This window comes from Nocardiopsis gilva YIM 90087, assembly GCF_002263495.1.
Taxonomy (GTDB): Bacteria; Actinomycetota; Actinomycetes; order Streptosporangiales; family Streptosporangiaceae; genus Nocardiopsis_C; species Nocardiopsis_C gilva.
In genome coordinates, this window is the sequence record NZ_CP022753.1 from 1958347 (window position 1) to 1971231 (window position 12885).

General features: G+C 64.2%; 7 protein-coding genes. 2 read left to right on the forward strand and 5 right to left on the reverse strand.

The window, feature by feature from the left end; translation table 11 throughout:
• Window positions 1–2: 2 nt before the first annotated feature.
• The 3 genes from CDO52_RS09170 to CDO52_RS09180 all read right to left on the reverse strand — a co-directional run bounded on the left by CDO52_RS09170 (window position 3) and on the right by CDO52_RS09180 (window position 9228).
• The gene (locus CDO52_RS09170) at window positions 3–4991 is read right to left on the reverse strand and encodes a class I SAM-dependent DNA methyltransferase (protein ID WP_017617504.1); all 4989 of its coding nucleotides are present in this window, start codon (window positions 4989–4991) and stop codon (window positions 3–5) included.
• Window positions 4988–7930 (reverse strand): DEAD/DEAH box helicase, encoded by a 2943-nt coding sequence (locus tag CDO52_RS09175; RefSeq protein ID WP_094932317.1) that lies wholly within the window; start codon window positions 7928–7930, stop codon window positions 4988–4990. Before CDO52_RS09175 ends, CDO52_RS09170 begins: the two co-directional genes overlap by 4 nt.
• 245 nt (window positions 7931–8175) lie before the next feature.
• Window positions 8176–9228: a serine/threonine-protein kinase gene (locus CDO52_RS09180; protein WP_017617505.1), complete on the reverse strand. Its 1053-nt coding sequence runs from the start codon at window positions 9226–9228 to the stop codon at window positions 8176–8178.
• Window positions 9229–9476: 248 nt separating this feature from the next.
• Here CDO52_RS09180 and CDO52_RS09185 point away from each other — a divergent pair, with 248 nt between their 5' ends.
• Window positions 9477–10823: a restriction endonuclease gene (locus CDO52_RS09185; RefSeq protein WP_017617506.1), complete on the forward strand. Its 1347-nt coding sequence runs from the start codon at window positions 9477–9479 to the stop codon at window positions 10821–10823.
• A 38-nt stretch (window positions 10824–10861) separates the two neighbouring features.
• On the opposite strand, the gene CDO52_RS09190 is transcribed toward CDO52_RS09185, so the two are convergent.
• Both CDO52_RS09190 and CDO52_RS09195 read right to left on the reverse strand, forming a co-directional pair.
• Window positions 10862–11113 (reverse strand): DUF397 domain-containing protein, encoded by a 252-nt coding sequence (locus tag CDO52_RS09190; protein ID WP_083919741.1) that lies wholly within the window; start codon window positions 11111–11113, stop codon window positions 10862–10864.
• Window positions 11110–11967, reverse strand: coding sequence for a helix-turn-helix domain-containing protein (locus CDO52_RS09195; protein WP_017617507.1), 858 nt, complete (start codon window positions 11965–11967; stop codon window positions 11110–11112). The genes CDO52_RS09190 and CDO52_RS09195 overlap by 4 nt, the downstream gene beginning before the upstream one ends.
• A 212-nt stretch (window positions 11968–12179) precedes the next feature.
• Here CDO52_RS09195 and CDO52_RS09200 point away from each other — a divergent pair, with 212 nt between their 5' ends.
• A complete protein-coding gene (locus CDO52_RS09200; protein ID WP_026125564.1) occupies window positions 12180–12737 on the forward strand; it encodes an ATP-binding protein in 558 nt (185 codons plus the stop codon).
• Window positions 12738–12885 lie beyond the last annotated feature (148 nt).

The window sequence follows — 12885 nt, forward strand, 5'->3', positions numbered from 1 at the left end:
GGTCAGACCTCGCCGTCCCACTCGCCATTGGCCTTGGCGCGCTCTAGCTTCTCAGTGAAGTAGGCATGCGCCTGACGGTATTCGTTCTCTCGGTCGGCCTTGTAGAAAGGCGCAGAGTAGCCCTCAGGAACTGGTTCTGTATCAGGTGAATCGAGGTGTTTATGGAGTTGGAGGTAGTGCTCCTTGGTCTGGTCAAATCCATACGCGTATCGATCAGCGGCGATCTTTCGGCAATTGGCGTCGAACCAGATATTTTCGTCTCGTTCGGCCAAGATCTGAAACCGCGCTTTGTATATGGCTATTAGCTGTTCAAATGTGAGTCCCAGCCATGCTGCCACCAGTGCATCAATCTCCACAAGGCATGCCCGGCGAGCATGCTCTGACCTGAGAGGAGTTGAATAACGCCAATGCGAATCGATCTCGCCAAGCGGTTCAAGGCGTGGCCAGTCGCAGGCCCACGTGGCGTCTTGCCATGTGGGTTCAAAGAGTTTGGACCAAAGGGGTGCATACGCGTTGGTGAGGCAATTTAGTCGTAGTGTTCTCAGGATTAGGTCGGATGACAGAGGGTGGCCAGGGATCGGGGCGGGCATCATATTTGCTTCGGCTATCCGTAGATGGGATCGTCCCGTAATGCGAAGCAGGTAGTCCAAGGGAAGCGATGCCCAAAACCCGGCGGTGAGGGCTGTCTTCTCCCACGTGTCTAAGGCCAAGGAGTGGACTGCGTCAACATGGCTTGGTCCTGGAGGGATGAGGGCGGCAAAGAGGCTGCGTTCGATATCAAAGGCAATCATCCCCCGCCAAGCTACTCTGTAATATTCCGTGTAGTTATAGACTTCCTGCGTCTCTTGGAGTGATGGGAGTTCCTTCTTTGTGAATGTGCGCTTGTAATTGGTGTCTGGGGTAGCGTTTTCGTCGAGCTTTGTGGGGTCGCAGGGGTGCCAGTCTTTTGCGTGAGTGAATGGTATGCTTGGGTTCTGTGCGAAGGGATTTGCTGGAGAAATGTGGGGGCCTTGTAGTACGACTTCCTTGAGGGAGTTGGTTGATGAATTCTCCCATTGGATAAGGCCCAACTTCTTGCTATTTGCTTCGTGGAAGCCGAAGCTGATGTGAGGGTTGTTGAGTCCCAGGCGATTGCTATACCTAGCCAGTGTCCGCATGGCACTTGTTTCTGAGGCTGTTACAGGATGGAGCAATGGGGCATGCTCGACTGGCTGGTCTGATGAGCCTGTAAGGCGCCTCCACTCGGCAAGTTGCTCGTAGTTTACGTGGACTAACCGATCCTTGTGTGCCCGCAGGTCCCACCGGCCCTCATGTCTAATTCCTGGGGCAGCCCCGTGTCCATCATGCTCCAGTGAGCCCATGACAACCGACGCGTTATACAGCCAGTTCATGGTCGTAAAGTCAATAGAGGATGGGAATGAATAGATATGAACGCCAAATTCTCGACTTCGGCCCACGGGGCTTGGAAATGCCCAGTTTCCAGCATTGACAAAGTGTGCATGGAATCGCAAGCGCCGGTAAGTCTGGGCTCGGAGTTCGCCTTCTCGTTTTCCGCCGAAATGAGTATCCGGGTGGACGAGGCCGACCGCACCTCTATCGCTAATATTGTTCCATGTGCGGCACATGAAGGCGCGGTAGAGATCTGGTTGGGTCCCGGAAATAAGGGGGTAGGTTGTCTTGTCTGCCAGGAAAGAGCTCATGCCAGAGGTCTCGGCAAGGTTAGTGAGGAAGTAGAAAACTCCTTCTTGCTGAAGTATGCTCGCCTTGCGATTCGCGACGGTGGCAGTGTCTACTCGTTCATGCAGTTTGAACCACGGGTCCAGCTCTGAAAGAACTGCATCTTCATCCCATTGTGGGCGTACCCACGGGGGATTGCCTGTCTGGAGGGTGAATCCACCTGGTTGGAAGATGTGTGCAAACTGAAGTTCCCAGTGGAGGTATCCGTGCTGATCCGCGATTTCCTCAATTGTGTGGACCCACGGGAACCGCTCTGCCAACTTGAATTCAGACTCCATCCCGGTCCACGTGGGGAGCTGATCCTCGTACTCGCTCAAGTCGTCGAGAGTGGCGAAGTGATCGACGAGCGATCCCTTCGGGACATCAGCCCTACCGAGTAGAGCTTCCGCGAATTCTAACCAGTTGTCGAGGTTTGCGAGCGGGATGCTCTTGCTGGGCGTTCCGAACAGTGAACCATTGGTTCCTGGCCGACTGATGTCAAGCGTGTCGTCAAGCCGCTGATAGACAGCGTCGCTTCCGTCTAAGAGCCCGGAATTTTGCACTGGCCAGAACCACAGTGCACACCAGGCGTCCATAAGGGTTTTCAAGCGCCAGTACGGCGTTCCGTGAGCCGTTAGGTCATTGAGGACCTTCTCCCGAGGAACGGCTGTCTTCGGGTGCTCCAGATCCTCGGCTCCCCAAACGTCGATGTGGCGGCTGATCTCCCTCTCGGAGATCTCCAGACGGCGGATAACCAACCCCCACAGGTACTCGGCCCGGCGGGCAAGGCCCTGCAGGCGCTGGACCTGGGACTGCTTCTCTCCGCGCTTCTTCGTCGCCGAGGGCGCCTTACGAATCTCCTTGCGCCAGGTGGCGAGACGCTTGGCGTCTTCTGGGGCGAACGCCTTTGCTTCCTTCTCGGCAGCCACGCAGCCCCACCCCTGAGCGGGGAGAAGGAAGTGGTGGATGTGCCCCTCCGGGATTTCGCCTTCCCGGAGGGGGCAGTCGTCTGGCGCCTCCTTGAGCCAGGCGCCCTTGGCCAACTGGTCGGGGCTGTACAGCCTCCGCCCGGCACCGATCAGCGAATTACCCCGACGGAGGTGCAAGCCGAACCACGGAGCCTGCAGGCCCGGGTGCATAACGTTCAGCCAGAGAGACACCTCGGCTAGCTCGACCGCCGTCACGTTCAAGTCAACGCCGTAGCAGCGGTGAAGCGCGATGTACGCCTTCACCTTCTGCAGCTCGTTGGTGTAGTCCTCCGGCTCCAGACGGACGCCGAGTTCGTCCTGCCGCCGCTTGAGGTACTCGGCCGCCACCTGGTTGATGGCCTCGTTCAGGAACGCGCCGGACCCGAGCGCTGGCTCGCAGATGGTCCAGTCGAGCAGTTCTCGTGCCTTGGTGGTCTTGCCGTCTTTGTCCAGCAGTTCACGCAGGGCCAGCTGCACCGTCAGCTGGGTCAGAGACTCGGGCGTGTAGTAGGACGCACTCGTCTCCCGGTCACGCCCGGCCAGTCGGTAGACGAACGATCCCGGCTTGTAGACCACACGCTCGCCGGTCGGGAAACCGTCCTCGTCCTTTTCCGGGACCCACACGCTGTTGGGGTAGTCCTCCACCGCCGAGTGCGGCACCAGCCAGGACCCGTCCTTCGGGTCGCCGTTCTTAGCGGCCTCGTACAGCATTTCCTCGGCGATGAAACCGGTGTAGGACATCAGTCCCTCGTACACCGCGCCGAGCTGGTTGATGCCGAGCTGCGCGTACGAGATGAACCCGCCGCGCTCCTTGCGCTTGCCGCGCGCGAGCATCAGCAGGCGCAGCACGCGGTGCAGTGCCTTGTTCCGCAGCCGGGTGTCGAGCCGCGGCATCACCGGATCATCCTGGTCGTCGTCGGGGTGGATCAGCGAGCGGCCGATGAGTCGCGTCCGCTCGGGGTCGAACAGGTCGGCCTTCAACGCCTCGAAGCGTAGGCCGTCGCCCTCTGACGTGTCCCGCGCCTCTTCGTCCGACAGAACTCGGCCGCGCGGGCGGTGGCCCTCGTTGACCATGCGGAACAGCAGGTCCAGCGACTCGTAGAGGTGGACGCTGTTGCGCGACTCTTCCCCGACCAGTCCGTGTACGACCAGGTCGCCGAGCCGCGCCATGCTGTACCCGCGCATGTACGCTTCATCGTCCGCGGGGACGACCCCCAGTTCCGGACGTGCCTCCGCGTAGAGGAGGAACAGGATCCGGTACAGGTACCGCAGCGACTCGCGGGCCAGTTCGTCGGCGAACTCCTTGTTGGAGTCGACCAACTGATCTGGGCGCACCTTTTGCTCGCGCAGCCGCTCCAATACCTCGTTGGCGATGATCTCGACCGACTTCTGCAGGCCCTCCCGCAGGTCCTTCGAAACACCGACCGCGTGCTGGCGCGACGCGTCCAGCAGAGCCTGGATTGGCTCGGCGCCGCCCTCCTCCGGCGGGAGCAGCGCCTCGGCGCCGAACAGCGCGGCGATCGTGCCGAGTTCGTCGGTGTCGCCACGTCCCAGCGCCACATCCAGGCTGACTGCCAGATACCGGCCCTCGCCCCACACCGTTCGGTCGGCGAGCACGATCACACCGCCCGCGAGGATCAGCACGTACCGCAGCCGCTCGTCCTGGTTGAACAGCCACGATGCGAGCTTGGTGCCGAGCGTGATGGGTTCCCGCTCGCCCACCTCCGCCGGGTCGAGCAGGCGGCCCGCCTCGGCCTCGTCCATCGCCGCGTCCACGTCCGGGGCCCAGCCGCACTCGATCGCGGCCAGCGTCGGCTCTTGGAGGGCGACCCGCACCGATCGCTGCTCGTCGCCGTCCTCCACAGTCAGCTCCACCGGCTCGGGCTTGACGCTGTAGCCCAGCGCCGACAGCACGTTCCGGTGCAGCGCGTGCAGCCGTTCGCGGTATGCGGCGGCCTCCTTCGGGCGGAACCCGCCACCCTCGCGGATGTCGGCCGTCGCCTCGGCGAACGTGGGGCGATCCTTGAAGTAGCGCGACTTAAGGGCACGCAGGCCGGCGCGGGGCGTGGGCTTGGTGGAGTCGGTCGTCTCGCCGGTCGCGGCCGCACCTTCGGCTTCCGCGCTCTCAGCGGACGTTTCGGGCTTCCCTGCCGCCCTGCGGGCGCGCTTCTCCTGCTCGGCCTCCTTCTCCAGCTCCGTCCACCGACGGAACGGGCCGTCCTTGCCCTTCAGGGCCTTGGGAAGTACCTCGGCGAGGTAGTGGGCGGAGAAGTAGTCACCGCGATTCACCAGCGAGTCGTAGCTCACGACGCCCCCTTCACCACGGCGAGGATGCGCAGCAGCGGCTCCCCGTTCGTCCGCATCTTCTTCATCAGTCGTTCCTGCTCGGCGACGGTCGCATCGACCTCGCGACGCCGTCGCTCGCTGCGCGGGTCGCCGCCGATCCCCTCAAGGCTGAGTTGTTGCCACTGCCTCAGTTGCTGCTCGGGCCGGGCGAGCTGCTCCTCGATCCGCACGTCGTAGTCGGCTCTACACGCGTCCAGGTGCTCGCGCGCCGCGCGCACCGCCGGTTCGACGAGCTTTTGCAGCGGCTCAAGGTCTCTGTGCATGCCCGTGTTGATCATGTCCGGGCCGATACCGGCGCGTCGGAGCACACCGAACATGTCCTCCACCTGCGGCTGGTCAGGCAGGCCGGTCACCGCCATCCACTCGACGACCGTGGGCTGCCCCAGCTCGTTGGAGTAGATGCCCTGCACAAGGAACACCGGGCTGTCCACCTGCGCCGTGATGACCGGTGCCTGCCTGCGATGCAGCCGCACCTGTACCTTGTCCACTAGCCACTCGACCATCGGGTGCAGGTCGCTCACGTAGCCGACCTCCGGCCAGGTGGTCTTGGTCTTACGGGCTTCTTCACGCTTGTCGTCCGCCAGCTTCGCGTCGAAGGTGGCGCGCATGCGCTCGGCCACCTTGCGCTTCTTCAGGTAGGAGGCGGGCAGCGCGGAGAGCCGATGCTTGAGGTCCTCGGGCGGCTCGAAGGCGAGCATCGTGCCGTCCTCGTCTATCTCCAGCTCCGGGCAGACGGTCTGCAGAGCGGTGCGTGCGAACGCCTCGGTCGAGTCGAAGAGCCGTGGAACGGGTGCGAGCTCCGGCTCCGCAGCGGACTCCGGCACCCCGAGTCCGTCGCCGAAGAGATGGCCCGCCCATACATCCGCTCCATTTGCATCCTCGGCGTCGGCGTGGTCCAACGACTCGTCGACCGACTTTCCCCGGAAGAGGTCGTGGACCAGCCGGTCCTCCTCCTTCTTCGCGCTGAACTGGCCGGTGACCGCCTCGGCCGTGCCGATGCTGCGATGCGCCTTCGCCTCGCGGTCGAGCAGCTTCTCCGCCACCTCGCGGTCGTCAGTGACGCCTTCGACGGTGGACGTGTGGATCAGCGCCTTGAACTGCGGGTTGTGCGTCTGGCCGTAGCGGTCGATACGGCCGTTGCGCTGCTCGATGCGAATGAGGCTCCACGGCACGTCGTAGTGGATCAGGTGGTGGCATTGCCGGTGCAGGTTGACGCCCTCGGACGCGATGTCACTGGTGAAGAAGACCCGGACCTTGCTGTCCTCCAGCGCGAAGTCGTCGATGATCCGCTGCTGCTCCTGGTCGGACATGCCGTTGCCCTTGAGCAGTGTGATCTGGTCACTCGCCAGACCGAGTTCGGCGGGGACGGTCTCGACCAGCCACTCAAGGGTGGGGATGGACTCGGAGAACACGACCGCGCGGGTCTTCTTTCCCTTCCCGACGCCGATGCCCTTCAGTTGCTCGATCAACGCGGTGCGCTTGGCCGAGTCCTCGTCGCTGATGTTCTCTACCAGCTGCCGCAGGTCCTGGAGGGCGGCGAACTCGCGCTCGTCCTGGCCCTCCTTGAGAGCCCCCGTGTCGCGCACGGTCATGCTGGCCAGGCGGTTGTCGATGGTGGTGGCGAGAGCCCGGTGGGAGGACAGGAACGCCTTGACGAGGGTGTAGGGGAACAGCCGGCGCTCTGGGCGCACGACCGGCCCGCCCCCACGGCCGTCACCACGCAGCCAGACGCGCGTCAGCTCGTCGAACACCGCCTCCTCGGCCGCGCTCGCGGGGCAGTAGACGGACTCCGAGGGGCCGCGCTCCGGCCACTTGTCGCCCATCTGCGCGCGCACCTCCGGATTCACCTTGGTGCGCCGGATGTAGAGGTGGGCGATGTCGTCGGCCGAGTAGTCCTTGGGGTTGACGATCGCCGCCGGGTCGAGCATCCGGATCAGCTCGGCGAACGAAACGGGGTCGCCGTTGTGCGGGGTGGCGCTGGCCAGCAGGAGTGCATCGGTCTGTGCGGCGAGCAGCTTGGCCAGGCGGTTGCGGAGGTTGCCCTCGTTGATGAGGTTGTGCGATTCGTCGATGACGACCGCGTCCCACGTCATGTTGCGCAGGTGCTGACCGTACTTGCCCTGGTTCTTCAGCGTGTCCACCGAGATGATGGCCCGCTTGAAGTACAGGAACGGGTTGCGACCGGCCGGAATCTCGCGCTGTACCCGCTCAAGGCCGACCGAGTCCAGTCGGACGAGCGGGATAGAGAAGCGGGTCCACAGCTCCTGCTGGAACTGCTCCAGAACCTGCTGCGGGGTGACGACGAGGATGCGCTCGCCGCGCCCCCGCCGGATCAGCTCGGCGAGGATGAGCCCGATCTCCAGGGTCTTGCCGAGGCCGACGACGTCGGCGATCAGGATGCGGGGCCGCAGGCCCTTCAGTGCGAGCTCGGCCGGTCGCTGCTGGTAGACGTGCTTATCGAGGAGGAACCCGTCGGTCATGGCGAGCCGTCGCTCCGACTGGGGGAGCGGGGTGCGGCGGAGGACCGACTCCAGGTACAGGCGGCTGTGCGCGAATCGGGCGGAGTCGTCGGGAACGAGGACGGTCTCCTCGGGACGCAGTGGGACCACGTCGTCGATGCGGGTGAAGAAGACGGCCTCTTCCTCACGGACGAACTCGGAGACGCCGACGGCGCGCACCATATAGCCGTCGTCATCGAGGTGATCGGTGGGGATGCAGGTGCGCACCATCCACTCGGCGTCGCGGACCTCGATGCGGGCGCCGGGGGCGAACGGGGTCGACTCCGCTGAGGTGGTGGGAGAGCTCGTTGCTGCCGTCGTCTCCGCGCTTGTGCCCGCGGTCGTACCGGCCCCTGTATCCCTTTCCGGTATTCCGGTCGTGTTGCCATCGCCGCTGATCATCGCCGGAACCCTGCCATCCCCACTAGTCACGGTGACTCACTGTGCCATGAGTTGCCACTTGCTGACGCCGTTGTGCTGGAACACGGTCGTTCGCCTCCGAACCCGGCCCGACCATCGACGAGGCAGTCCCCTCCCGGAACCGCCGTTCTGACACGAAAGCCGTGGTGCTCGTCCCAGTGCGGTATGGCGGACACCTCATGTGCTCTTCTCCTGGTCTGCTGTGCTTTTCCTCCGCCTGGTGTGAGCTATCGGGCGGGCAGGGGTGCGCCGCGGTCGTAGCCGCGCCGGAGCCTCTCTGCGACGGCTGCCACGAGAGGAGTGGGGGCCGAGGAGCCGGAGGGCGCCGGGGGGTGGTGAGGCCGTTGTTCTAGAACCAGAGAGGCGCTCATCGGCACTGGGGCGTCGTCGCCGTCGTCCGGTCCGGCCACATAGGTGGTGTGCGCGAGCCGGATCCTGGCCGCGCCAGGGGACTGGCCGAATCCGGCCAACATTTCGGTTAATTTGGCGCGGACGTCGGGCAGCTCCGGCCGGTCGGCTGGTGTGCGTGAGAGCAACGCAGTAACCAGGGGGCGAAGCTCCTCGGGAACGCGCGTGAGGTCAGGTGCCACACCTGTCACCAGTGCCGCGAGTAGCGCGTTGGGGGTCTTCCGCTCAATGGGGAAGTGGCCGGTCACGGCGAACGTGAGCGTGGCGCCAAGGGCATAGATATCGGCGGCCGGGCCTACGCTCTTCGCGTCCTCCGCCTGTTCGGGCGCCATGCAGAGCGGGGTGCCGAGCATGGCGTGGGTCGCAGTCAGCTCTCCCACGACGCCGCCGATGGCGACGAGGCCAAAGTCGATGACGCACGGACCGTCGGGGCCGAGGATCACGTTCCTGGGCTTCAGATCGCGGTGCAGCAGAGCAGCGTCATGGATGTCGGTGAGCGCGCGGGCGAGCACGAGTCCGAGAGCCATTGCATCGTTGCTGCTCAGTGGCCCATTGCGGTCGACATAATCGCGCAGGGTGAGGCCGGGCACGTACTCCATGGCGAGCCACTGCGGATCGGCATCGGGTGGGGAAGCCGCCAACAGGGCCGCTGTCGCCGGTCCCTGGACCATGCGCATCGCCGCTACCTCGCGGTCGAAACGTTCGCGCAGGTCATCTCGGTCAGCTACGGCAGACTTCAGTGTCTTGACGGCGACCCGATCCCCGTCCTGGGTCTCTCCCGAGTAGACCTGGCCCATGCCGCCTGCGCCAAGCCTGCCGCGCAGGGCGATGTCGCCGAGGGTCCGGGGGTCGGATGCGCTCAGGGGTTCCACTCTCACCTGCCGTTCGCAGTGCCGAGATGCACGTAGGGGAAGAATCAGGACAAAGTCGGGCCGCGGGGAGTCAGAACAGCTTATTACGACGGTTGCGTTCCGTGATAGGAGAATCGTTCAAAGCGGACGCATTCGGCGCCTGTGGAGATAAGGAACTTCCGGAAGCTGATACACGCGGTGACAGAGGGGTGTATCCTCGTGCGTCTTGCCCCCGGTTTTAAGTCAATACATGTGATGAAGGAACGGTCTTGGCGCGCAAGGATCTCGAACGGACGTACCTGGGACACTCCCACCAGGAGCAGTTCGAGAGGAACATCGCCTACGCGCAGGCGTTGATCGTCGGGGGCCGAGCGCTGGATGGGCTGCGTTCCGCTGGTGCGAACTTCGGCGACCTGAGCGCTCCCCACCCGGAAGACCTGTACCGAGCCGCCTGGACTCAGGCGGTATCAGCGCTGGATCACTGGCTCCATCTCGAAGTGGTGGAGCATGCGGTGGCGATCGTCGCCGATCACACCCGGCGGCGCCCTCCGAAGCTCAACAAGATCCAGGTTCCATTCGATGTCGCGGAGCGCCTGCACAGCGATCCCGCTGATTCCTCGGGTGACGTGTTCCGCGATTTCATCACCAAGCACATCCAGCGCGACACCTACCAGCGCAGCGTGGGGATCGGCGAGGCCATCCGGCTGGTAACGACGCTTGAAGGCAATGACATCTGGCGTCGGGTCGGTGCCACGCTCGGTATGCGCGCCGACGAGGTCCGGAAGCGGCAGGACGACATCGTCGACCGGCGCAATCGCATCGCTCACCACGCCGACCTCGGCCCTGATGGTCGCCGCTCTCCCATCTCGGCTGATGAGGCGGACGCGGCTGTCGAGTGGATCAATACGCTCGCCACCGCGTTGGCGCAGCGCTTCTTCCCGCTGGCGGGGATGCCGGTACGGGCGTCGACCGAGCCGGCGGGCACTGCTGAGGCATCGGCTGGAGCGTCGGCCGTAGCCTCGCGTCCTGTCGGTAGGCACGAGGTCAAGGCGTGGCTCGTGCGTGCGGGCCGGGGTGGCATCGATGCCGACTGGGCCTTGAAGAACGGTGTCGCGGTCGTCGGCTTTCACGAAATCGACGACCTTACTGCGGCTGACACCCGAGACAAGGTCGAGAGGCACGTCCGGTCGAGTCTCCCGTCCGATGCCAAGGACGGACGGATCGAGAACTTCTCCCGGCAGCTGTGGGCCTTCCGCGGGCGGATCGAGGTCGGCGACCTCGTGGTGCTCCCTGTCGTAAAGCGCCAGCAGATCGCCATCGGCGAGGTCACCAGCGATTACTTCTTCCGTGAGGACAATAACCTCCGCCATCGGCACTTGCGCCAGGTCAACTGGATTCGGGAGGACATCTCGCGCAGTGCCATCCGGCAGGACCTGCTCAACACGCTTGGTGCGTTCATGACGGTGTGCAAGATCCACCAGAACGACGGTGCGTGGCGGATCGCCCGCCTTGCCGAGAACGGTGAAGACCCGGGCCCGCGCTCCGAGACGATCCGAGCACCGGAAGACGCCGAGGAAGAGACGGACCCGGGCAAGGTCGCGCCTGAGGAGGAGTAGGGGATTCAGGGGAGCGTGTCGGTGGGCGGCGGGGAACTCTAGAGCTGCCCACCTTGGGTAGCGGTGAGGAAGGCGGCCCACTCCCCGCTTGGGAAGGCAAGATGCCCCTTCGTGGGATGTTTGGAGTCGCGGAGCGCGGCGCCGTGGGCGAGGTTGGCCACCTCAACACAGTTCACGCCTTGTCCGCTGTGGCTGCTCTTCCGGAAGTCGGAGGGGATGTGAGCTACTTCGACACATGCTTGGCCTTGTGCGCTGTAGCTGCTCTTCCAGAATCTAAGCATCTCGGTCATTGGTTGCCTTCAAACGACAGCAGGATTTGATCGATGAACTTGACGGAGAGGGCGGTGGACAGAGCCACTCCCTGGACATTGCTGAACGCCAAGGTATACCGCTCTAGCTCATCGGGCTGTTCCAGGAACAGGCTGTCTGTTGCGGTCTCCACGTGCACGATCGGCTGATCCTTCGAGCCGGGGAATTCCAGGATTCTGAACGGGCCAGCGAGGGCAAGATGGGCTCCTGCCTCGTAGGGCAGAACCTGCATGTCGATGTGGTGGCGAAGTGCGAGGTGCTTGAGGTGGGTTAGCTGCTCGCGCATTACATCAGGGCCGCCGATCAGGCGGCGTAGGGCACCCTCGTCGATGACGGCAAGCACATGTGGCGGCTTGATCCGGTTGAAGATCTCCCTGCGGGCCATCCGAGCTTCGACGCGGCGCGCGACGTCGTCCTCGGGCATGGCGCGTCCGGCCCGAAAGACCGCGGCCGCGTAGTCGGGGGTCTGGAACAGGCCGGGGATGGTGAGTCCTTCGAAGGTGCGGATCATGCAGGCCTCGGCCTCCCAGTCGGGAAGGGCGCGGTCGCCGAATACGTCCCGGTACTTCGACCACCAGCCGCGTTCCTTGGATTGGCGGGCATGCTCGTGCATGGCCTCCCGCGTCTGCTGGTCGACCTTGTACAGGTCGGCCAGTGCGTCCAGGTCGGTGTGGCGTAGGCGGCGGGCATCGGCGGTTTCGATGCGGCCGATGGTCGCACGGGGGACCCCCGATGCCTGAGAGGCGGCCTCTAGGGTCATCCCGGCGTCCTCGCGGAACCGGCGAAGGGCGTGGCCCAGGCGACGGCGTCGGATGTTGGGGCTGTGAGCTTCCATGGGGGACCCCTCGCAGAAGGTAATGGGAATCTCAATATTTAGCTTGACTGATGGGAATCTGAGTTTAGCCTAGGAGTAGTCAGACAGCTACAGCTCACAGTGTTGGGCTGAACGCTACGGCGCGCCCGCCGTTCATGCTCCCGAAACGGGCCGATTCGCGGACGTCGCCTCCCCTCTCTGTCCGCCCGCGACCTGTTCACTCAGGAGCACGCATGTCTGTCCTGACCCCCGTACCCCCGATGCCTGAGGTGACGATCCCGCTCAACCTGCTCATCCCGCACGGCTACGAGCACTACTTCAACCGCAGCACCGACCACCCCCACTTCACCCGTCGCTCATTCGAGTTCCGCGGCGAGACAGTTCTCATGCCGCTGGTTCACGCCTACCTGACCACCTGCGCTGCGGCCGGCAGCCCCGAGTACCGTTACCTCTTCGACCTACTCGGCACGGAATTGGCCAGCAACGCCATCAAGCACACGCGCTCTGGTCTGCCGGGTTACACCTACACGCTCAAGGTGGTGCGCTCGGTCACCGGCCTCACCCTGATCTGCACCGACTGGGGCAGCATCGACCGGCGTGACTCCGCTCAGGAGCGGCGTCCCCTGAGCCCCACCGACCCGGATGAACTCCTCACCTCCGAATCCGGCCGTGGGCTTGCGCTGGTCGACCGCCTGTCCACTGAGTGGGGTGACAACGGACAACCCGCCTTCCGCAGGGTCTGGTTCCGCCTGGACTATGACCTCACCAAAAGCGCCTGGCCAACGGCCTGAGCGTGAGGTACGGCACGGCCCCCAGGGTGCAGATGCGCGTCCCGTTGTCAGCACCCTGTTAGAACATTTGTTCTATCGCGAGGCTCGGCATATCGGACGCGAGGCGGAGGAAAGGAGGCGGCGATGTGGGCAGGGTCGCCACGGACAC